Below are 21908 nucleotides of genomic sequence, written 5' to 3'. Positions count from 1 at the left end.
CGCAAACCGCGGATTTCCCTTGGAAAACCGGCAGATACGAACAGAAAGTTGTCCGGGCGCACCAATTCGGGGACGGATGCTAACGCACTCGTTCGTTTGCACAAGGGTTTAAGCAGGAATTGTTGTACGACGCTGATCTGCGCAAAAAAAACCCCGCTTTCGCGGGGTTTTTTATTAGGCCAACTGAGGCTGCGCACTCAGCGGCTTGAGCGGCAACAGCGGCGCATGGGGATCGGCTTTCACCGATTTACGCCACGCCTCCAGCCACTCGGGGTGACCTTCGTTCCAGATCTGCTCATGCAGACGACCCAATGCCACTGGGTCACTGAGCAGTTCCACGCGCTCATTGTTGCTCAGACCCTCAGGCCCGGCTTTCAGCGCATGACGCACCCGTTCGATCCGCAACCATTCGATCGGCTCGGCCTCACGGTGGCGTGAAGTCGCCAGCGAGCACGCCAAGGCGTTCTGCTGTGGATCGACCACTGCCCGGACGAAGCCGTCGTTCAGCGCATGCCAACGGTTTTCGTGGGTGTACTGGTCGGTCGCCAGCAACGCCTGTGGCGGATTGTATTCCTCAGGGATCAGGAACAGGCTTTCGTCACGGGACTTGAGGCCCAGGCCAACTCGACTGGAGATCACCGACACCGGAATCGACAGCATCAACGAACCGACGATCGGCACCAGCCACCAGAGGAAGCTCGGGTTCAGCCAGATCACCAGCAGGGCCCAGAAGAAGCCCAGCAAGGTTTGCGGACCGTGGCGTTTTACCGCTTCACTCCATGGCGTGGAATCGTCGTCACGTTGCGGCGAGTTCCAGGTCGCGGCCCAGCCGAGGAACGCGGCGAGTACGAACCGGGTGTGGAAAATCATCCGCACCGGCGCCAGCAGCATGGAGAACAGCATCTCCAGCAGCATCGACAACGTCACCTTGAACTTGCCACCGAACTCTTTCGCGCCCTTGGCCCAGATCAGGATGATGCTCAACAACTTCGGCAGGAACAGCAGCACGACGGTGGTCGAGAACAGCGCGATCGCCTTGTCCGGGTGCCATTGTGGCCACAACGGATACAGCTGGCGTGGCTCAAGGAAGTACTGCGGTTCCATCAGCGTGTTGACCGCCAGCAGCGCCGTCGACAGCACGAGGAAGAAGAACCACAACGGCGCCGACAGGTAAGACATCACGCCCGTCAGGAACACCGCACGGTGCACCGGGTGCATGCCTTTTACCAGGAACAGCCGGAAGTTCATCAGGTTGCCGTGACACCAGCGACGGTCACGCTTGAGTTCGTCCAGCAGGTTCGGCGGCAATTCTTCGTAGCTGCCCGGCAAGTCGTAGGCAATCCACACGCCCCAGCCGGCACGACGCATCAGCGCCGCTTCAACGAAGTCGTGGGACAGAATTGCACCGGCAAACGCGCCTTTACCAGGCAACGGCGCCAAGGCGCAGTGCTCGATGAACGGCTTCATGCGGATGATCGCGTTGTGGCCCCAGTAGTGGGATTCGCCCAACTGCCAGAAGTGCAGACCGGCGGTAAACAGCGGACCGTACACGCGGGTGGCGAACTGCTGCATGCGTGCATACAACGTGTCCATGCCCGAAGCGCGCGGCGCGGTCTGAATGATCCCGGCGTCCGGGGTGGCTTCCATCAAGCGCACCAGACTGGTCAGGCAATCGCCGCTCATCACGGAGTCCGCGTCGAGCACGACCATGTACTTGTAATCACCGCCCCAACGACGGCAGAAGTCGTCGAGGTTACCGCTTTTACGTTTGACGCGACGACGGCGGCGGCGATAGAAGATCTTGCCGAAGCCCTTGGCTTCACGGCAAACGTCCAGCCAGGCTTGTTGCTCGGCGACGCAGATATCGGCGTCGTTACTGTCGCTGAGGACAAAGAAGTCGAAGCGATCCAGATTACCCGTGGCCGCAACCGACTCGAAGGTCGCTCGCAAACCGGCAAACACCCGTGGCACGTCTTCGTTGCAGATCGGCATTACAAGGGCGGTGCGAGCGTCCGTAGGGATCGGCTCGTTACCGGCGCTTTTACCGGAAATGCGGTATTTGTCGTGACCGGTGAGCAACTCGAGGAAGCCCATCAACGCGGTCCAGAAACCGGCCGACACCCAGCAGAACAGAATCCCGAACAAGATCAGGATGCTGGTTTGCAGTGCATACGGCAGCACTTGCGTAGCCGTTTGCGACAGCGGTTGATGCAGCACTTCGTTCAGGTCGACGAACGACCAGCCCTGGTACGGCATGATGCCTTTCATGTACCAGCCGGCGACGATGGTCTGGCCGAGCATCAGCACCAACAGAATGTAGCGGCGGATCGAACCGACGGTGCGCCAGCGAGCAGCCGGCAGCACACGCTCATCCTTCGGCGGGGCCGGCGGATTGGTGCGACCGGTCAGACGACGCCAGCCACGCACCAGAATGTTGGTGCGCCACGGTTCCGGCACGACTTTGGTCCGACGAATCGGCGGGGTTGCCCGCAGGCAGACCCGGCCGCTGGCGTCGAGCACCAGCATTTCAGCGTCGGCCAGTTCTTCGGCAGTGTTCAGGGTCAGGCGCCGGCCCACCGAAGCTTGAGCAGCCTCGGTCGGCGCGTCGAACGTCGAGGACGAAAGGCGCTCATGCAATTCGCTGAAAGACTGGCAGCCCGCGAGTTCCGCGCGCTGCTCGTCGGTCATTGGCAGATGCGCCAGATACTCGGCAAGAGTCTCTGGCTGTACTTGAGAATTACTCATCGGCAGGCAACTGGTAGCTCCAGGTCTCGGTCAGGACTTCTTCAGTCGGTACCGATTCCGGTGTGGCTGGGGCCGCCTCGGCAGCAACAGGCTGCTTGGCGTCTTTGTTGTCCTTGTCCTTGGAATCTGCGGCTGGCTTGGCTTCGGCCGCCGGCTTGGCTTCAACCTGCTTGGCCTCAGCCTGTTTGGTTTCCTTCGCTTCCTTGGCTTCCTTGTCCAGCTTCTCCTGCTGCCGAGCGGCAATCTTGTCAGCCTTGGCGACGGAAGAATTGGATGCCGGATACGATGTTTTGGCCAGGTCGGCAGTCACGATGTTCTTGACCAGTGCAGCACGCATCTCGGTAGGCTTGCCCGGATCCTTGATTTTCATTCGCAGCGTCAGGCGCCAGCCCTTGGTTTCAGGGTTGTAACGTACGCTGTTCTCGACCAGCTCGGCATTCTCACCAACGCTGACCTGGCTACGAACGTCCGTATCATCCGGCAATGCCGCAAGGGACGGGCCTTCGAAGTCCACCAGATAGGCGACGCTGCCGTCCGGCTGACGAATCAGGTTGGACTGTTTCACGTCACCCGTGGAACGCAGGGTCTGTTGGACCCAGGCGCTGTCCGGTGCGTGAAGCGCGGCTTCGTCGATGGTCCAGTGCATGCGATAAGCGACGTCCAGCGGCTGGCCAGGCTCAGGCAGTTTTTCCGGACTCCAGAACGCAACGATATTGTCGTTGGTTTCGTCGGCAGTCGGAATCTCTACCAGATCGACGGAGCCCTTGCCCCAATCGCCTTTTGGTTCGATCCAGGCACTTGGGCGCTTGTCGTAGCGGTCGTCGAGGTCTTCGTAGTGGCTGAAGTCGCGGCCACGTTGCAGCAGGCCGAAACCGCGCGGGTTCTCGATCGAGAAGTTGCTGACCGCCAGGTGTTTCGGGTTGTTCAGTGGGCGCCAGATCCACTCGCCATTGCCGGCATGGATCGACAGACCGCTGGAGTCATGCAGTTCGCGACGGTAGTTCAGCACTTTCGACGGCTGATTGGCGCCGAACAGGAACATGCTGGTCAGCGGCGCAACGCCAAGCTTGGTGACCTTGTCACGCAGGAACATCTTGGCCTTGACGTCGACAACGGTGTCGCTGCCCGGACGCAGGGTCAGGCGATAGGCACCGGTAGCGCGTGGCGAATCCAGCAGGGCAAAGATCACCAGGTGCTTGTCACCCGGTTTTGGCTGTTGAATCCAGAACTCGGTGAAACGCGGGAATTCTTCGCCGGATGGCAACGCGGTATCGATGGCCATGCCGCGAGCGGACAAGCCATAGGTGTGACCCTTGCCGACAACGCGGAAGTAACTCGCGCCGAGCATGGTCATGATTTCGTCTTGCTTGTCAGCCTTGTTGATCGGGTACAGCACACGGAAACCGGCATAACCCAGTTGCTCGGTGGCTTTAGGATCGAACTTCACGTCGCCAAAATCGAAACGACTTGGGTCGTATTTGATCTCTTCGACGGTGTTAGCTGTGATTTCGTTGATTTTCACCGGCGTATCGAAATGCATACCCTGGTGATAGAACGACAGCTTGAACGGAGTCTTCTGATCGGCCCACTCGGCTTTTTCGGTCAGGAAGCGAATTTTTTGATAGTCCGCGAATTTCATCTCGCGGAACTCGTTCGGCAGGTTACTGCGCGGAGCTTCGTATTTCTGCCCGGCCAGCTCTTTTGCCTTGACCGATACATCATCCAGATTGAATGCCCAAAGCTGACCGGCGCTGAGCAGGCAGAGCAGTGCAGAGCCCGCTACCAGAGCGCTTCGTAACCGTTTGGCAGACAATTTTGGTGCATTACAGGGACTAACAATCACGAGCAACCCTCGCCGAAAACAGATCAAAAAACCAACGGCCAGTTAAAGTGCCTGTGAGGTGTGCGGCATGAAAAAACCGACCCTACAGACCACTCTTGCCAAGTTGGCGAGCATTGTTCCGACTCCTATGGGGCTAAATGATTCCCCAAGAGGTCCAGGACAAGTCTCTACCTAAGTCAAAATGGACCAACGAACGCTGATCCCCGTAGCGCGCGATTATCTAGTAGGCCGCGTTACAACGCATCAGGGGTAACAAAGTATTTATCGCGAAAAACGCCTGTTTTCAGTCGAAATGCCCTTAAAAACATGTTTCAAGCGCTTTCAGGTCTGTAACAGGAAGGTTACCGGGCCGTCGTTGACCAGGTGCACCTGCATATCCGCGCCGAATCTACCTGATGCCACAGTGCCATGCACCTGTTTCGCTTTGCTTAATAGATAGTCGAAAAGTTCCTCGCCAAGGGCCGGAGGGGCAGCGGTCGAAAAACTCGGACGCAACCCGCTCTTGGTATCGGCGGCCAGGGTGAACTGTGAGACCAGCAGCAACCCACCGCCTACATCTGCCAGGGACAGATTCATCTTGCCCTCGGCGTCACTGAATACACGATAGTTAAGCAGTTTCTGCAGAAGTTTGTCGGCGCTGGCCCGAGTATCCTCGGGCTCGACCGCCACCAATACCAGCAAACCCTGATCGACGGCGCCAACCACCTCCCCTGCTACCTCGACTCGCGCGCCACGCACGCGTTGCAGCAGGCCCTTCATGCTTCTTCAGGGGCCAGGTCGAGCAGACGACGGGCCATCAGATTAGCGGCGCGAACCAGTGCGTCAGTAATGCCAGGTTCGGAGGCGGCATGGCCGGCGTCACGGATCACCTGCAATTCACTGTTCGGCCAGTTCTGATGCAGTTCCCAGGCGTTATCCAGCGGGCAGATCACGTCGTAGCGACCGTGGACGATCACGCCAGGCAAATGGGCGATCTTGCCCATGTCGCGGATCAGCTGGTTGGGCTCAAGGAACGCATTGTTGGTGAAGTAGTGACATTCGATACGGGCAATCGACAGTGCGCGCTGTGGCTCGGAGAAACGATCGACCACCATCGGGTTCGGGCGCAGGGTGGCGGTCCGGCCTTCCCAGGTGGACCAGGCCTTGGCCGCGTGCATCTGGGCAATCTGATCGTTACCGATCAGGCGCTTGTGGAAAGCCGAGAGCAAGTCTTCGCGCTCGTCCAGCGGGATCGGCGCGATGTAGTCCTGCCAGTAATCGGGGAACAGACGACTGGCGCCACACTGGTAGAACCACTCGATTTCCTGCGGACGGCAGAGAAAAATCCCGCGCAGAATCAGACCGTGCACACGCTCCGGGTGGGTTTGCGCGTAGGCCAGCGCCAGGGTCGAGCCCCACGAACCGCCGAACAACACCCATTTTTCGATGCCAAGGTGCTGGCGAATTCGCTCAAGGTCGGCGACCAGATCCCAGGTGGTGTTGTTTTCGAGGCTGGCGTGGGGCGTGGAACGACCGCAACCGCGCTGGTCGAAGGTCACAATGCGATACAGGTTCGGATCGAAATACCGACGGCTCTGGGCATCACACCCGGCGCCGGGGCCGCCGTGGATGAACACCACCGGCAAACCTTCCGGCGAACCGCTTTCGTCGACATACAGCGTGTGGGTTTCATCGACGGCCAGATCGTGCCGGGCGTGGGGTTTGATCTGCGGGTACAAAGTCTGCATTGCGCGCTCCGTAAGGGGTCGAGGTCATCCCTGGGGGGACATCTATTATTCTGCCGTCCGGCATCATAAACCCGAATTACGCCAATGAGCATGCCTTGCAGAGTCAGAGTTTCTCAGCCCGTTTTTTCAGACAAATAGCCGAGCAGCGTTTCATAGAGTGCGTCGACCTCGGCGACCTGCCCCCGAGCCCGCAAACAGCCGTGAACCAACCCCTCCCCGTAATAGAGCGTCGCTGCCACGCCTGCTGCGTTCAGTCGCTCGGCGTAGAGCATGCCGTCATCGCGCAACGGATCGAATTGCGCCACGGCGATCAAGGCCGGCGGCAACCCCCTGAAATCCTCGGCGAGCAACGGCATCGCATAGGCACTTGGCTGTCCAGTGCCGCGCAAGTACAGGGCGTGATAACAATCCAGGTCGCTGCTGCTGAGCAAGGGAGCATCGACACATTCGCTGCGCGACGGCAATCGGTGATCACCGCCCAGTCCCGGATAAATCAGCACCTGAGCCGCCGGCAATGGCTCGCCCGCATCGCGCAACGCCAGACACAACGCAGCCGCAAGGTTGCCACCTGCGCTGTCCCCGGCCACCAGCGTTCGCTCGGGATCGAGCCGGAATGGCCCGGTCCGTAGCGCGCGCCAGACACCCAGACAATCCTCGAACGCCGCCGGAAACGGATGTTCCGGCGCCAACCGATAATCGACGGCGATCACCAGCACACCGAGCGTCGACGCCAGTTCGGCGCAGATGAATTCGTGGGAGTCCAGATCCCCCACCACCCACCCACCGCCGTGCAGATACACGATGCACGGACAACCACTGGTCGGTGGCGAAACCGGCGGTTGATAAGACCGCACCGGCACGCCGGCCAATTCAAAATCCACCACATAAAGCCCGGCGGGACGTGACGGAGTGAACGCCCGGCACATTTCGCTGTAGGCCTGACGCAAACCGTTGAGGCTGCTGTCGGTGCTGTTGAAGCTGACGGTTCTCTCGACGAAAGCCGCCATTTGCCCGGATAACGGATAGGAACTCATCAAAGCTTCAAACTGGTCTGAACGGTCGCCACGCCATCCTTACCATCAAAACTGGTGACACCGCCGAGCCAGCGCTGCAGATCCTCGGGATGATCTCGCAGCCATTGTCTGGCGACATCCTGCGGCGTCTTGCGCTCCATGATCGGCACCATCAACTGGCTTTCCTGGGCCGCTGTGAAGGTCAGGTTTTCCAGCAGACGGTTTACGTTCGGGCAGCGCTGGGCGTAGTCCGGGGCGGTCACGGTGGAAACGGTGGCGGCGCCCTCGTTCGGGCCGTAAACGTCTTCGCTGCCGGTCAGGTAGGCGATCTTCATGTTGATGTTCATCGGGTGCGGGGTCCAGCCGACGAACACCACGAACTCTTTGCGATTCACCGCCCGCTGAACGGCGGCAAGCATGCCGGCCTCACCCGACTCGATCAGCTTGAAATCCTTCAAGCCAAATTGATTGGTCTCGATCATGGTTTTAATGGTGGTGTTGGCGCCGCTGCCCGGCTCGATGCCGTAGATCTTGCCGCCGAGCTGATCCTTGAATTTGGCGATATCGGCGAAGGTTTTCAGACCCGCTTCGGCGACATACTCAGGTACGGCGAGGGTTGCCTGGGCGTCGGCCAGGCTCGGTTTGTCCATGACCTTCACTTGATTGGCGGCCACGAACGGCGCGATGTTTTTGTCCATCGCCGGTTTCCAGTAACCAAGGAAGATATCGAGACGCTTGTCGCGGATGCCGGCGAAGATGATTTGCTGCACGGCGCTGGTTTGCTTGCTTTCGTAACCGAGGCCATTGAGCAGCACGTCGGCCATGCCACTGGTGGCGATCACGTCGGTCCAGTTGACCACGCCCATGCGCACGGCCTTGCAGGAAGCGTCGTCACTGGCCAGAACGCTGGTGCTCAGGAGAGCAGTGCCGCAGAGGATTGAGAGACAGCGGGTGAACAGTCTTTTCATTGGGGGAGTCTCGTGCGGCAGATTATTGTGAGGGCCGGTGTCTTCGTGCACCGTGCCCAGAACATTACGCAGCGTCGAGAGGGTAAAAGCGAACTGTGGCGACCGTGTTTTGCACGGTGGCGACTGTCCTGATCGATCGTTCCCACGCTCTGCGTGGGAATGCAGCCCGTGACGCTCCGCGTCACTGGACGCGGAGCGTCCCTTGAGGCATTCCCACGCGGGAGCGTGGGAACGATCAGTTACCGGTAGTGTTTCTCGCCCCAGGCCAGCAGCCCTTGCAGCAATTCCTTGAGCACCACCTGCGTCGGCGCCGCCAGGTCCGGGCGATAACGGAACGGCTCGAACTCTTCCATGTACGTGCACTGGCCCAACTCCAGTTGCACCGCATGGATGTTCTCAGCCGGATTGCCGTAATGCCGGGTGATGTGGCCGCCCTTGAAACGACCGTTCAGCACATGGCTGTAATCGCCGTGGCGCGCGCAGATGGCTTCCAGCTGAGTGGCCAACTGTGGATCGCAACTGGCGCCGTTAAAGGTGCCAAGGTTGAAGTCCGGCAGTTTGCCGTCGAAGAGGTGCGGGATGATCGAGCGGATCGAGTGCGCATCGAACAGCAGCGCGTAGCCGAACTCGGCCTTCAGTCGCGCCAGCTCGTTCTGCAAAGTGCTGTGGTACGGCGTCCAGATCTGCTCCAGGTAAGTCGCGCGTTCCGCCGCTGACGGCTCATGCCCTTCGCGGAACAACGGAATGCCGTCGAACAGCGTCGCCGGATACAGGCCGGTGGTCGCGCCGACATACAAAGGCTTGTCGTCAGACGGTCGATTCAGGTCGATGACAAAACGCGAGTACTCGGCGGCCAAGGTGCTGGCGCCCAGCTCGGCAGCAAATTCGTAAAGCTGCGGGATATGCCAGTCAGTGTCCGGCAGGCTTTTCGCGTCGGGGATCAACCCGGCTTCGACCGTCGGGGTCAGGCGCAGGCCGGCGTGGGGCATGCTGATCAGCAGCGGTACGCGACCTTGTTTGAAGTTCAGAACCTTATCCACAACTGTTCTCCTAAATGCTCACTTCAACGCCGTGACGCACGACGCGTTTTTCCAGGTCACCGCCCAGCCAGTACGACAGGTCGGCCGGACGATCGATTTGCCAGGCGACGAAATCTGCACACTTGCCGACTTCCAGCGAACCGTGGGTTTCAGCCATGCCCAGCGCCGTGGCGGCATGAATCGTTGCACCCGCCAGCGCTTCTTCCGGGGTCATGCGGAAACAGGTGCACGCCATGTTCAGCATCAAACGCAACGACAGTGCCGGTGAGGTGCCTGGGTTGAGGTCACTGGCGATGGCGATTTTCACGCCGTGCTTGCGCAGGGCCTCCATCGGCGGCAATTGGGTTTCTCGCAGAAAGTAGAAGGCGCCGGGCAGCAACACCGCGACGGTACCGGACTTGGCCATGGCGATGGCGTCGTCTTCGGTCATGAATTCCAGGTGATCGGCCGACAGTGCGTGGTAACGCGCGGCCAGACTCGAACCATGCAACGACGACAACTGTTCGGCGTGCAGCTTCACCGGCAAACCGAGTTGTTGCGCGGTGATGAACACCCGCTCGACCTGCGCCGGCGAAAACGCCAGGTATTCGCAGAATGCATCAACCGCATCCACCAGCCCTTCGGCGGCCAGGGCCGGCAGCATCTCGGCGCAGATGTGATCGATGTAGTCGTCTGCACGGTCCGCGTATTCCGGCGGCAAGGCGTGAGCAGCCAGGCAGGTGCTGCGCACGCTGACCGGCAGTTCGGCGCCGAGACGACGGATGACCCGCAGGATCTTGCGTTCGCTGGCCAGGTCCAGGCCGTAGCCGGATTTCATCTCGACGGTGGTCACGCCGTCGCGCATCAGGCTCTTCAGACGCTTGGCGGCGCTGGCGAACAGCTCGTCTTCAGTGGCCGCGCGAGTGGCGCGCACGGTGCTGGCGATGCCACCGCCAGCCGCTGCGATTTCTGCATAGCTGACGCCTTGCAGACGCTGTTCGAATTCACCGCTGCGGTTACCGCCGAACACCGTGTGGGTGTGGCAGTCGATCAGGCCCGGCGTCACCCAGGCCCCTTTCAGATCATTGACTGCCGGGTACTCGCCCGACGGCAGTTCAGCGCGTGGGCCGATCCACTCAATGTGCGCTCCTGACGTCACGATGGCCGCATCCTCGATGATCGAGTAGGCGCCTTGCGCCATGGTTGCGACGTGGCAGTGTTGCCAGAGAGTTTTCATCCGTGGCCTCCGTTAGGTTATCGATGAGAAAAAGAAGGTTCCCGCTCCACGGGTACTGCCTTCCCTGCCGCCGGTTTCACCCACGTCAGGTAGGCCAGCACCAGCAATACAATCCAGACCACGCCGACGATCAGCGCCGCCTGGGTGTCCGGGAAATAGCCCAGCACGCCAAAAATGAACAGCATGAAGGCAATCGCTGCCATTGGCGCATAAGGCCAGAACGGCACCGGGAATTTAAGTTGCGCGACCTGCTCGGCACTCATGGAGCGACGCATCGCCACTTGGGTGAACAGAATCATCAACCAGACCCACACCGTCGCAAAGGTGGCGATGGAGGCGATCAACAGAAATACGTTCTCCGGAATCAGGTAGTTCAGCAGCACGCCCAACAGCAACGCGACACTCATTACCACCACGGTCATCCATGGCACACCGTTGCGCGACAAGCGGGCGAAGCCCTTCGGCGCATGCCCTTGCTGGGCCAGACCGTACATCATGCGGCCAGCGCCGAAGATGTCACTATTGATCGCCGACACTGCCGCCGAGATCACCACGATATTGAGAATGGTCGCCGCCGAACTGATTCCCAGGTTGTCGAAAATCTGCACGAATGGGCTGCCTTGGCTGCCGATCTGCTGCCATGGAAAGATCGACATTAGTATGAACATCGTCAGCACGTAGAACAGCAGGATACGCAACGGTACGGCATTGATCGCCCGGGGCAGCACGCGCTGCGGGTCTTTGGCTTCACCGGCCGTTACGCCGATGATTTCAATGCCGCCAAACGCAAACATCACCACCGCGAACGAAGCGATCAAACCGCCCACACCATTGGGCATGAAGCCGCCATGGCTCCAGAGATTGCTGATGTCGGTCGCCTGGGCGCCGGGCGCCGTGCTGATGCCGAACAACATGATGCCGAAGCCACCGAGGATCATCGCGACGATGGCCGCGACCTTGAGCAGCGACAGCCAGAACTCCATTTCACCGAAGACTTTGACGTTGCACAGGTTCAAGCCGCCGACCACCGAAACGATGCCCAGCACCCAGATCCAGCGGGCGACTTCCGGAAACCAGAAGCCCATGTAAATACCGAACGCGGTGACGTCGGCCATGCCGACGATGACCATTTCAAACGCGTAGGTCCAACCGAGGATGAAGCCCGCCATCGGCCCAAGATAAGTGCTGGCGTAGTGGCCGAAAGAACCCGCCACCGGGTTGTGCACGGCCATCTCACCGAGGGCGCGCATGACCATGAACACCGCCGCGCCACCGATCAGGTAAGCGAGCAGTACCGCAGGCCCGGCCATTTGAATGGCCGAGGCAGAACCGTAAAACAGCCCAGTGCCGATCGCCGACCCCAGCGCCATGAAGCGAATATGTCGGGCAGAGAGCCCGCGTTTCAAACCCTTTTCTGACTGTTGCATTGCTCGTCCTTAATTATTTTTATTGGCGACATGATCGTTCCCACGCTCTGCGTGGGAATGCCTCAAGGGACGCTCCGCGTCCAGTGACGCAGAGCGTCACGGGCTGCATTCCCACGCGGAGCGTGGGAACGATCATCAGGCTTACAAGCTAGGCAGCAACTTCGCCGGTACCAGCGCGTTCAGGCAACGGGTCGCCAACAACTCGCTCGCCGCGTTGATGTCCGGCGCAAAGAAGCGATCCTTCTCATAGAAAGGCACTTGCGCACGCAGAATCCCGCGAGCCTCTTCCAGCTTCGGAGAAGTCTTCAGACCATCGCGCAGATCCAGACCCTGGACCGCAGCCAACCATTCCACCGCGAGAACACCGCGAGTGTTCTCGGCCATTTCCCACAGACGCTTGCCGGCAGCCGGCGCCATGGAAACGTGGTCTTCCTGGTTCGCGGAAGTAGGCAGGCTGTCCACCGAGTGCGGATGGGACAGTGCCTTGTTCTCGCTGGCCAATGCCGCAGCGGTCACCTGGGCGATCATGAAGCCGGAGTTCACGCCGCCATTGGCCACCAGGAACGGCGGCAGTTGCGACATGTGCTTGTCCATCATCAGCGAGATACGACGTTCGCTCAGGGAACCGATTTCAGCGATGGCCAGGGCCATGTTGTCGGCGGCCATGGCGACCGGTTCTGCGTGGAAGTTACCGCCGGAAATCACGTCGCCTTCAGTAGCGAATACCAGAGGGTTGTCCGAAACGGCGTTGGCTTCGATGGCGAGCACTTCGGCGGCCTGACGGAACTGGGTCAGGCAAGCGCCCATGACTTGCGGCTGGCAACGCAGGGAGTACGGATCCTGGACCTTTTCGCAGTTCTGGTGCGAATCGGACACTTCACTGCGCTCGCCCAGCAGATCGCGGTAAGCGGCAGCGGCATCGATCTGGCCTTTCTGGCCACGAGCGGCGTGGATACGTGCGTCGAACGGCGAGCGCGAGCCCAGCACGGCTTCAACGGTCAGTGCGCCCAGCGCCACAGCACCAGCGAACAGATCTTCACCTTCGAACAGACCACGCAGCGCGTAAGCGGTGGACACCTGAGTGCCGTTGAGCAGCGCCAGACCTTCTTTCGCGGCCAGGGTCAGCGGGGTCAGACCGGCCACTTTCAGCGCTTCGGTCGCTTCCAGCCATTCGCCTTTGTAGCGGGCCTTGCCTTCGCCCAGCAGCACCAGCGACATGTGGGCCAAAGGCGCGAGGTCACCGGATGCACCGACCGAACCTTTCAATGGAATGTGCGGGTAAACCTCGGCGTTGATCAGGGCGATCAGCGCGTCGATGACCTTGCGACGAATGCCGGAGAAGCCACGGCTCAAGCTGTTGACCTTGAGCACCATGACCAAGCGAACCAGCGCGTCGCTGATCGGCTCGCCGACACCGGCGGCGTGGGACAGCACCAGCGAGCGCTGGAGGTTTTCCAGGTCTTCACTGGCGATACGGGTCGAAGCCAGCAGGCCGAAACCGGTGTTGATGCCATAAGCGGTGCGGTTCTCGGCGAGGATCTGTTCCACGCAGGCAACGCTGGCTTCAATCTGGGCCGCAGCGCTTTCATCAAGGGTGATTTTGACCGGCTGCTGATAGACATCACGCAGTTGGGCAAGGCTCAGTTGGCCGGGAATAAGGTTTAACGCAGTCATTTCGTGCTCCTTTTGAGAGTTTGTCATTAACTCACCAGACGCTCCGGAGATGTCCGTTGTCCGTCGCGTCTCGCTTTTGGGGAGCCGCGCCTTGGCACGCTGGTGTGGTGGAAATCAGTTCAGATTCGGTAACACTTTGTGCAGCAAAAACGGGTCTTTCAAAACGGCGGCGGCACTGGCGATGTCTGGTGCCAGCCAACGGTCCTGGTCATAGGCCGGAACTCGCTCGCGCAGCAGACGCCAGGCGGCATCGGTACCGGCGCCGAAGCGTTGCTCTTTCAAAAATTCAAACGCCTGAGACGCCAGCAGGTACTCGATGGCGAGGATCTGGGTGCAGTTTTCCAAGGCGCGATGCAGCTTCAGCGCAGCGTTGGTGCCCAGGCTCAGGTGGTCTTCCTGCAGGCCCGAGGTGACGTAGTTGTCGAGTACCGCCGGTTGCGCCAACTGACGGTTTTCCGCACACAGCGAAGCGGCGACGTACTGGACGATCATCATCCCGGAGTTCACCCCCGGATTGGCCACCAGGAATGCCGGTAAACCGCTGACATGCGGGTTGATCAAGCGGTCGAGGCGACGTTCGGCGATGGAGCCGATTTCCGCCATGGCGATGGCCAGCAAATCCGCCGCCAAGGCCACGGATTGACCGTGCGGGTTGGCCTGGGACACCACCCGGAAGTCGTCCGGCGTACCCAGCAGCATCGGGTTGTCGGTGACAGAATTGAGTTCGGTTTCGATCTGTTTTTTCGCGTGTTCAAGCTGATCGCGAGCGGCGCCGTGAACTTGCGGAATCGAACGGATGCTCAATGCATCCTGAGTACGAATGCCTTTGCTGCTGGCGATCACTTCACTGCCATCGAGCAACGCGCGCAGGTTGATGCCGACTTGCTGCATGCCTGGATGCGGTTTGAGCGCGATGATCTCGGCATCGAAAGCGGCAATCTGACCGCGCTGAGCTTCAAAGCTCATGGCACCGATCACGTCGGCCCATTGCAGCAGACGCGTGGCGTCGGCGAGTGCCAGGCAGCTGAGGCCGGACATGCACGGCGTGCCGTTGACCAGGCACAGGCCATCTTTGGCACCCAGTTGAACCGGTTGTAGACCTTCTTCGGCCAGGGCTTGCTGCGCGGAAACGATCTGCCCGCGATAGCTGACATTGCCGACACCCAGCAGCGCGATGCTGATGTGGGCCATGTGGGTCAGGTAGCCCACCGAACCCTGGGACGGCACTTGCGGGGTGATGCCGCGATTGAGCAGCGCCAGAAGACCTTCGACGACCCGGCGATGAATACCGGATTTGCCATGGCTGTAGTTGCGAATGGCGGCGCAGATGATTGCGCGGGTCTGTTCGTCGGCCAATGGTGCGCCGACGCCACAGGCGTGACTGAGCAGGGTGTTGCGCGACAGTTGGCTGAGTTGCTCGTCTTTGAGCGAGACATTGCACAGCGCGCCAAGGCCGGTGTTGACGCCATAGGCGCGTTCGCCGCTGACGACGATGCGCTGGACGATCGCCTGGGCATTTTCGATCCGCTCCCAGGTCTGTGGCGACAGCTCAAGCTGTGCGCCATGGCGGGCGACGGCGACCACATCCTGCCAACGCAACGGGGCGTCAGCGATAACGATTTTTTCAGCCTGGGACATCTTCAACCTCGTGCGTACAACTTGAATATTTGATGCAGCTCTACCGGCCTCATCGCGGGCAAGCCCGCTCCCACAGGGATTGTTGTGGTGCACAAATTTTATTCACACAACAGAACACTGTGGGAGCGGGCTTGCCCGCGATGAGGCCCGCCCGAACACCGCAAATCTCTTTAAACCACCGCAGCCCGACGCTGTACGAACCGATCGACATACTCATCCGCCGGCGAATGCAGGATCTCTCTTGGCGTACCCACCTGAATCAGGCGGCCATCCTTGAGAATCGCAATGCGGTTGCCGATGCGCACGGCCTCGTCGAGGTCGTGGGTGATGAAGACGATGGTCTTGTGCAGGGTCTTTTGCAGTTCCAGCAACTGGTCCTGCATTTCCGCGCGAATCAGCGGGTCGAGGGCACTGAAGGCTTCGTCCATCAGGATGATGTCGGTGTCTGCCGCCAAGGCGCGAGCCAGGCCCACACGCTGACGCATGCCGCCCGAGAGCTGATGCGGGTATTTGTTTTCGTAGCCCTTGAGGCCCACGGTGTTGATCCAGTGCAGCGCGCGCTCGGAGCACATTTGCTTGGTCTCGCCACGCACTTTCAGGCCGTAGGCGACGTTATCCACCACGGTCTTGTGCGGCAGCAGGCCGAAGCTCTGGAACACCATGCTGATCTTGTGCCGGCGAAATTCGCGCAGGGCTTCCATGTCGTATTGCAGGATGTCCACGCCGTCTACCAGGATCGCGCCGCTGGTCGGGTCGATCAGGCGATTGAAGTGGCGCACCAGGGTCGATTTGCCGGAACCCGACAGGCCCATGATCACGAAGATCTCGCCGGTGCCGATGCTCAGGGACAAGTCGTTCACGCCGACCACACAGCCGGTTTCGGACAGCACCTGATCTTTGGTTTTGCCCTGACCAATCATGGCCAGCGCATCCTTGGAGCGGTTGCCGAAAATCTTGAAGACGTTTTTGACTTCGATCTTGCTGATGGCTTCGTTGTTCATTTGCTCACCTCATGCCGTGCCCGACCATACGCCTGAGTAATACGGTCGATAACCACTGCCAGAATCACGATCGCCAGACCCGCCTCAAGACCACGTCCAACGTTGAGGGTCTGAATCCCCACCAACACGTCTTCACCCAGGCCACGAGCACCGATCATCGAGGCAATCACTACCATCGACAGGGCCATCATGGTGGTCTGGTTAATCCCGGCCATGATGCTCGGCAGGGCCAGCGGAAGTTGCACGCCAAACAGTTGCTGCCAGCGGTTGGCACCGAAGGCGTTGATCGCTTCCATCACTTCACCGTCGACCTGGCGGATACCCAGATCTGTCAGGCGGATCAGCGGTGGTGCGGCGTAGATCACGGTGGCGAAAATCGCCGGGACCTTGCCCAGGCCGAACAGCATCAACACCGGGATCAGGTACACGAAACTCGGCATGGTCTGCATGATGTCCAGCAGCGGCATCAATATCGAACGCAGGCGATTGCTGCGTGCCGAAAGAATGCCCAGCGGAATGCCGATCATCACCGAAATGATGGTCGCCACCATCATCAGCGCCAGGGTCTGCATCAGCTTGTCCCAGAGGCCGACCGCACCCACCAGGAACAACAAGCCTACGATCACGGCGGTGGTCACGACTTTGCGGGTCGCGTGCCAGGCAACGCCCGCGACGATGGCGAGCATCAACCACCAGGGTGCCGCCCGCAGCAGGCCTTCAAGGTTGACGATGGCCCACAGCAGCGTGTCAGAGATCTGCCGGAACACGTCGCCGTAGTTGGTGACCAGCGTATCGACCCAACTGTTGACCCAGTCGGCGATGGAAAAGGTAAAGCTTTCGGGAAACATAAGAGACTCTCAATCAAGGGGTTGCGATCAAGCATCCGACTGCCGCTACCGGCAGTCGGAGAGGCTCAACCTACAAGGCCGCGTCGATCTTTTTGGCTGCGTCTTCGCTCACCCATGCGTGCCAGACTTCAGGATGTTCCTTGAGGAAGATTTTCGCCAGTTTTGGTGACTCGATCCGCTCTTTGGCCATGCGCCCGAGGTTCTGGTTGAGCAGGTCGATTGGCAGGTTGACCTTTTCCAGCACCGCCACCAGTTCCGGGGCTTGCTCGTGGAAGGTCTTGGACAGGCCGACCTTGATCGTCACGCGCTTGTCCACGCCTGGTTTCTCTTCGAGTTTCACCAGGTCAACCTGGCCCATCAGCGGGGTTGGCGACCAGTAGTAGAACAGGATCGGCTCGCCACGTTTGTAGCTCGACAACACCGCGGCATCCAGTGCCGGACCGGTGCCTGGACGGAAGTTGGTGTAGGTGCTTTCCAGGCCGTAGCTTTTCAGCATTTCGCTGTTATCCAGCTCACAGGTCCAGCCGGCCGGGCAGTTATAGAAACGGCCCTTGGATGGCTCTTCCTGATCCTTGAACACTGCAGCGTATTTACCCAGATCGGCGATCGCTTTCAGGTCCGGGGCTTTGGGCTCCAGCTTGCGCTTGGCGTCGCCTTCGATCACGTAACGCGGCACGTACCAGCCTTCGACAGCACCCACGACAGGCGCGCCGACACCGACAACCTTGCCGGCCTTCTCAGCCTTGTTCCAGACTTCGCTACGACCGACCCACTCTTCGGCGAAGATCTGAATATCGTTGCTGCTCAGGGCGTTTTCCATGGTGATGGAGTTGCCCGGCAGGCTGTCGGTCTTGCAGTCGTAGCCTTTCTCCAACACGACTTGCAGCACGTCGGTCAGCAGCATGGCGCTTTCCCAGTTCAGGCCGGCAAATTTCACCGGTTTGCCCGACTCGCACCAACCCGCCGCCTGAGTGGCGCCGGCACTGGCCAGCAGGCCCATGGAAAGCAATGTGGTCAGCAGGGTCTTGTTCGATTTCATTGTAGTGACGCTCCTAATCATGAGTTGGCTTACGGCAGTCAAGAGGCATCCAGCCCTGTCCACGTCCAATCAGGCCTGCGCCGCAGCGCGACCGGCCCCGCTTTTTATAGGTGCTGCATCGCTGTCCTGCTCGACCGGCAGAATCAGGTGATCGGGTACTGCGCTGTGCCATTTTTTTGCGCACACGTAATACAGGCCTGCGGGAAGCACCAGACCGATGATCCAGGAAATATCCACACCACCCAGAGCGTCCACCAGCGGACCGGTGTAGAACTTGGTAGAGATGAACGGCAGTTGCACCAGCACACCGAAGACATAGACGCTGATACCGAGGGGGTTCCAGCGGCCGTAGCGACCGTTCGGATCGGCCAGCGCCGGCACGTCATAGCGCTCGCGAGTGATGCAGTAGTAGTCCACCAGGTTGATCGCGCTCCATGGCGTAAAGAACGCCAGCAAGAACAGGATGAAGGACTTGAACGCACCGAGGAACGAGTGCTGACCGAGCAACGCGATCAGGGTCGCAGTGCCGACGATGACCAGCACGAAGACCAGACGCTGCAAGCGCGTTACCCGCAGGTCACCACGGAAACCGCTGATGACGGTCGCAATGCACATGAAGCTGCCGTAGGAGTTCAGCGTGGAGATGGTGACCTTGCCGAACGCGATGCTGAAGTACAGCAGCGCAGCGGTGGCACCGGTACCGCCCAACCCCACGATGTAGGCCACTTCGTGGCCGGCGAACTGCCCGTTGGCCGAGGCGGCGGCAAGCACGCCGAGAATCATCGCCACCTGTGCGCCAATGACCGAACCTGCGCCTGCGGCGAAAAAGGTCTTCACCGAGGAAGTCTTGCTCGGCAGGTAGCGTGAATAGTCAGCCACGTAAGGGCCAAAGGCGATCTGCCAGGACGCCGCAAGCGACACCGCAAGCAGGAAGCTGGTCCAGCTGAAGTGGCGGATTTGCAAGAGTGCGCCAACATCAGTCTGGGTCATCAGGCGACTGAACAGGTAAACAAAGGCAATCACGCCAATGACACTGGCGACACGGCCGATGAAATGAATCACCCGATAACCGAGCACCGTGACCAGCACGATGACACTGGCGAAGATGAGGATACCGACGCTGTCGCTGACGCCAAACAACTGGCCCAGCGCCTGGCCGGAAAGCACGGTTCCTGTTGCGGTGAAGCCGAGGTACATCAGGCAGACCAGCACGATCGGGATGGCCGCACCATACACGCCGAACTGGACACGGCTGGAGATCATCTGCGGCAGGCCAAGCTTGGGCCCTTGTGCTGCATGCAGCGCCATTACTCCACCGCCGAGCAGTTGACCGATCAACAGACCGATCAACGACCAGAACACGTCACCGCCCAACACCACGGCCAGGGCCCCGGTGACAATCGCGGTGATTTGCAGGTTGGCACCCATCCACAGGGTGAACTGGCTCAACAGACGACCGTGTCTCTCCGCTTCCGGGATGTAGTCGATCGAACGTTTCTCGATCAACGGTTTACTGCCTGCACGATCGCTGTTAACAGCCATGATTCAACCTCTGTGGATTGTTATTGGAATTCACTCGGTCCCTGTAGGAGCCGAGCTTGCTCGCGATAGCGGTGTATCTGATGCACAGCGTTATCGTTCATCGCGAGCAAGCTTTGCTCCTACGGGCAAGCATTACTTACCGGTAATCATCGGCAGGTTCAGCCCCTGCTCCTTGGCACAGTCGATCGCGATCTGATAACCCGCATCGGCGTGACGCATGACACCGGTCGCCGGGTCGTTGTGCAGGACGCGAGCGATACGCTCGGCCGCTTCGTCAGTACCGTCGCAGACAATTACCATGCCCGAGTGCTGGGAGAAGCCCATGCCGACGCCGCCGCCGTGGTGCAGGGAAACCCAGGTCGCGCCGCTCGCGGTGTTGAGCAGAGCGTTGAGCAGTGGCCAGTCGGACACAGCATCGGAACCGTCCTGCATCGACTCGGTTTCGCGGTTCGGGCTGGCTACCGAACCGGAGTCCAGGTGGTCGCGACCGATCACGATTGGCGCGGACAATTCACCGCTGCGAACCATTTCGTTGAACGCCAGACCGAGCTTGGCGCGCAAGCCCAGGCCAACCCAGCAGATACGTGCCGGCAGACCCTGGAAGCTGATGCGCTCGCGCGCCATGTCCAGCCAGTTGTGCAGGTGAGCGTCGTCCGGGATCAGTTCTTTTACTTTAGCGTCGGTTTTGTAGATGTCTTCGGCGTTGCCCGACAGTGCAGCCCAACGGAACGGACCGATGCCGCGGCAGAACAGCGGACGGATGTAAGCCGGTACGAAACCCGGGAAGTCGAATGCGTTCTCGACGCCTTCTTCTTGGGCCATCTGACGGATGTTGTTGCCGTAGTCGAAGGTTGGAATGCCCATCTTCTGGAATTCGAGCATCGCTTTAACGTGCACGGCCATCGATTGCTTGGCGGCTTTTACCACGGCAGCAGGCTCGGTCTTGGCGCGAGCGCGGTACTCTTCCCAGGTCCAGCCAGCTGGCAGGTAACCGTTGAGCGGGTCGTGGGCGCTGGTCTGGTCGGTGACCATGTCCGGGCGCACGCCGCGCTTGACCAGTTCTGGAAGGATTTCAGCTGCGTTGCCGAGCAGGGCGATGGAAATCGCCTTGCCTTCCTTGGTGTATTTGGCGATGCGGGCCAGAGCGTCGTCGAGGTCGGTGGCTTGCTCATCGACGTAACGGCTGTTCAAACGGAAATCGATGCTGACCTGCTGGCATTCGATGTTCAGCGAGCAAGCGCCGGCCAGGGTCGCGGCCAGAGGTTGAGCGCCGCCCATGCCGCCGAGGCCTGCGGTCAGGACCCAACGACCTTTCAGGTCATCGTTGTAGTGTTGGCGACCGGCTTCGACGAAGGTTTCGTAGGTGCCCTGAACGATGCCCTGGCTGCCGATGTAGATCCAGCTGCCGGCAGTCATCTGGCCGTACATGGCCAGGCCTTTGGCGTCGAGTTCGTTGAAGTGCTCCCAGCTCGCCCAGTGCGGTACCAGGTTGGAGTTGGCGATCAGTACGCGCGGGGCGTTGCTGTGGGTCTTGAACACGCCGACCGGCTTGCCGGATTGCACCAGCAGGGTCTCGTCGTCATTCAGGTTGGTCAGGCTTTCGACGATCTTGTCGTAGCATTCCCAGTTACGCGCCGCACGACCGATACCACCGTAAACCACCAGTTCTTTAGGGTTCTCGGCGACTTCCGGATCGAGATTGTTCATCAACATGCGCAGCGGCGCTTCAGTCAGCCAGCTCTTGGCGGTCAGCTTGTTACCGCGAGCGGCGCGGATTTCGACGTTACGATACTTCGTAGGTTTCTGGGTATTGTCAGTCACGAAAAAGACTCCTCAGCGATCAATCCAAACCAACCCTGGCGGTGGGTAAGCCAGCCTGTGCGCATTGTTGCGCCACAAGCGAATCAGTGGACGTTGCGAGGAGTCTCGATCGACTCATACGCATACGTCTTTACTTGTACATACAAGCATATGCAATCAAGCGGCCAACTTGCTGGAGGAGTGTTCAAGAAAAGTTTTGAAAGGCCTGGAAAGCGCCTGTATCAAGGGTTCTGGCAAAGATGAAATTTTTCGGGGGGATTTTGCGAGGGGTGTGACCGCTGTTACTTGGGCGTGGTTTTGCGCCACGCTGGGGCGTTCGGTAACAAAGTGGTGCGCATTCGGGAACGGATTTGCGGTGACGAAAAG

Annotated in this window: 16 protein-coding genes; all 16 read right to left on the bottom strand. The window is 60.0% G+C overall.

Features of this window, described 5'->3' with window-relative positions:
* Positions 1-174: 174 nt before the first annotated feature.
* On the bottom strand, positions 175-2745 hold the full coding sequence (gene mdoH / locus ACMXYI_RS08725; RefSeq protein ID WP_415772839.1) for a glucans biosynthesis glucosyltransferase MdoH: 2571 nt from the start codon (positions 2743-2745) through the stop codon (positions 175-177).
* Positions 2738-4588 carry a glucan biosynthesis protein G gene (locus ACMXYI_RS08720; RefSeq protein WP_415772837.1) on the bottom strand — a complete coding sequence of 617 codons (1851 nt, stop codon included), beginning with the start codon at positions 4586-4588 and terminating at the stop codon, positions 2738-2740. The genes mdoH and ACMXYI_RS08720 overlap by 8 nt, the downstream gene beginning before the upstream one ends.
* Positions 4589-4909: 321 nt before the next feature.
* On the bottom strand, positions 4910-5347 hold the full coding sequence (gene dtd / locus ACMXYI_RS08715; RefSeq protein ID WP_415772835.1) for a D-aminoacyl-tRNA deacylase: 438 nt from the start codon (positions 5345-5347) through the stop codon (positions 4910-4912).
* Positions 5344-6315, bottom strand: coding sequence for a prolyl aminopeptidase (gene pip, locus ACMXYI_RS08710; RefSeq protein ID WP_415772833.1), 972 nt, complete (start codon positions 6313-6315; stop codon positions 5344-5346). The genes dtd and pip overlap by 4 nt, the downstream gene beginning before the upstream one ends.
* Positions 6316-6428: 113 nt before the next feature.
* A complete protein-coding gene (locus ACMXYI_RS08705) occupies positions 6429-7349 on the bottom strand; it encodes an alpha/beta hydrolase (RefSeq protein ID WP_415772831.1) in 921 nt (306 codons plus the stop codon).
* Complete coding sequence (locus ACMXYI_RS08700; protein ID WP_415772829.1) at positions 7349-8296, bottom strand: choline ABC transporter substrate-binding protein; 948 nt, start codon at positions 8294-8296, stop codon at positions 7349-7351. The genes ACMXYI_RS08705 and ACMXYI_RS08700 overlap by 1 nt, the downstream gene beginning before the upstream one ends.
* 239 nt (positions 8297-8535) lie before the next feature.
* The gene (gene hutG, locus ACMXYI_RS08695; protein WP_415772828.1) at positions 8536-9336 is read right to left on the bottom strand and encodes an N-formylglutamate deformylase; all 801 of its coding nucleotides are present in this window, start codon (positions 9334-9336) and stop codon (positions 8536-8538) included.
* Positions 9337-9346: 10 nt separating this feature from the next.
* Entirely contained in the window at positions 9347-10552 is a 1206-nt protein-coding gene (gene hutI / locus ACMXYI_RS08690) for an imidazolonepropionase (RefSeq protein WP_415772826.1), read from the bottom strand.
* A gap of 17 nt (positions 10553-10569) precedes the next feature.
* Entirely contained in the window at positions 10570-11979 is a 1410-nt protein-coding gene (locus ACMXYI_RS08685; RefSeq protein WP_415772825.1) for an amino acid permease, read from the bottom strand.
* A 141-nt stretch (positions 11980-12120) separates the two neighbouring features.
* Complete coding sequence (gene hutH, locus ACMXYI_RS08680) at positions 12121-13653, bottom strand: histidine ammonia-lyase (protein ID WP_415772823.1); 1533 nt, start codon at positions 13651-13653, stop codon at positions 12121-12123.
* Between the two features lie 114 nt (positions 13654-13767).
* Positions 13768-15291 carry a histidine ammonia-lyase gene (hutH, locus tag ACMXYI_RS08675; protein WP_415772821.1) on the bottom strand — a complete coding sequence of 508 codons (1524 nt, stop codon included), beginning with the start codon at positions 15289-15291 and terminating at the stop codon, positions 13768-13770.
* A 170-nt stretch (positions 15292-15461) separates the two neighbouring features.
* Complete coding sequence (locus ACMXYI_RS08670; RefSeq protein WP_008149478.1) at positions 15462-16292, bottom strand: quaternary amine ABC transporter ATP-binding protein; 831 nt, start codon at positions 16290-16292, stop codon at positions 15462-15464.
* Positions 16289-17140 carry an ABC transporter permease gene (locus ACMXYI_RS08665; RefSeq protein WP_415772819.1) on the bottom strand — a complete coding sequence of 284 codons (852 nt, stop codon included), beginning with the start codon at positions 17138-17140 and terminating at the stop codon, positions 16289-16291. The genes ACMXYI_RS08670 and ACMXYI_RS08665 overlap by 4 nt, the downstream gene beginning before the upstream one ends.
* A 70-nt stretch (positions 17141-17210) precedes the next feature.
* Complete coding sequence (locus ACMXYI_RS08660; RefSeq protein ID WP_415772817.1) at positions 17211-18179, bottom strand: ABC transporter substrate-binding protein; 969 nt, start codon at positions 18177-18179, stop codon at positions 17211-17213.
* 69 nt (positions 18180-18248) lie between these two features.
* Positions 18249-19721: a purine-cytosine permease family protein gene (locus tag ACMXYI_RS08655; protein ID WP_415772816.1), complete on the bottom strand. Its 1473-nt coding sequence runs from the start codon at positions 19719-19721 to the stop codon at positions 18249-18251.
* Positions 19722-19853: 132 nt separating this feature from the next.
* Positions 19854-21542 (bottom strand): urocanate hydratase, encoded by a 1689-nt coding sequence (gene hutU / locus ACMXYI_RS08650; RefSeq protein ID WP_033055312.1) that lies wholly within the window; start codon positions 21540-21542, stop codon positions 19854-19856.
* Positions 21543-21908: the final 366 nt, after the last annotated feature.

Origin of the sequence: Pseudomonas lyxosi, from assembly GCF_047758685.1 — a bacterium.
Lineage (GTDB): Bacteria > Pseudomonadota > Gammaproteobacteria > Pseudomonadales > Pseudomonadaceae > Aquipseudomonas > Aquipseudomonas lyxosi.
Note: the sequence above shows the minus strand (reverse complement) of the source record. Positions and strands in the feature narration are given on the sequence as shown.

Bases quoted from the DNA above. Each gene is read 5' to 3' on its own strand.
- pip (WP_415772833.1), bottom strand. From the start codon at position 6,315: ATGCAGACTTTGTACCCGCAGATCAAACCCCACGCCCGGCACGATCTG.
- ACMXYI_RS08655 (WP_415772816.1), bottom strand. From the start codon at position 19,721: ATGGCTGTTAACAGCGATCGTGCAGGCAGTAAACCGTTGATCGAGAAA.
- ACMXYI_RS08705 (WP_415772831.1), bottom strand. From the start codon at position 7,349: ATGAGTTCCTATCCGTTATCCGGGCAAATGGCGGCTTTCGTCGAGAGA.
- hutH (WP_415772821.1), bottom strand. From the start codon at position 15,291: ATGTCCCAGGCTGAAAAAATCGTTATCGCTGACGCCCCGTTGCGTTGG.
- hutI (WP_415772826.1), bottom strand. From the start codon at position 10,552: ATGAAAACTCTCTGGCAACACTGCCACGTCGCAACCATGGCGCAAGGC.
- ACMXYI_RS08665 (WP_415772819.1), bottom strand. From the start codon at position 17,140: ATGTTTCCCGAAAGCTTTACCTTTTCCATCGCCGACTGGGTCAACAGT.
- ACMXYI_RS08660 (WP_415772817.1), bottom strand. From the start codon at position 18,179: ATGAAATCGAACAAGACCCTGCTGACCACATTGCTTTCCATGGGCCTG.
- mdoH (WP_415772839.1), bottom strand. From the start codon at position 2,745: ATGAGTAATTCTCAAGTACAGCCAGAGACTCTTGCCGAGTATCTGGCG.
- hutH (WP_415772823.1), bottom strand. From the start codon at position 13,653: ATGACTGCGTTAAACCTTATTCCCGGCCAACTGAGCCTTGCCCAACTG.
- ACMXYI_RS08700 (WP_415772829.1), bottom strand. From the start codon at position 8,296: ATGAAAAGACTGTTCACCCGCTGTCTCTCAATCCTCTGCGGCACTGCT.
- ACMXYI_RS08670 (WP_008149478.1), bottom strand. From the start codon at position 16,292: ATGAACAACGAAGCCATCAGCAAGATCGAAGTCAAAAACGTCTTCAAG.
- ACMXYI_RS08685 (WP_415772825.1), bottom strand. From the start codon at position 11,979: ATGCAACAGTCAGAAAAGGGTTTGAAACGCGGGCTCTCTGCCCGACAT.
- dtd (WP_415772835.1), bottom strand. From the start codon at position 5,347: ATGAAGGGCCTGCTGCAACGCGTGCGTGGCGCGCGAGTCGAGGTAGCA.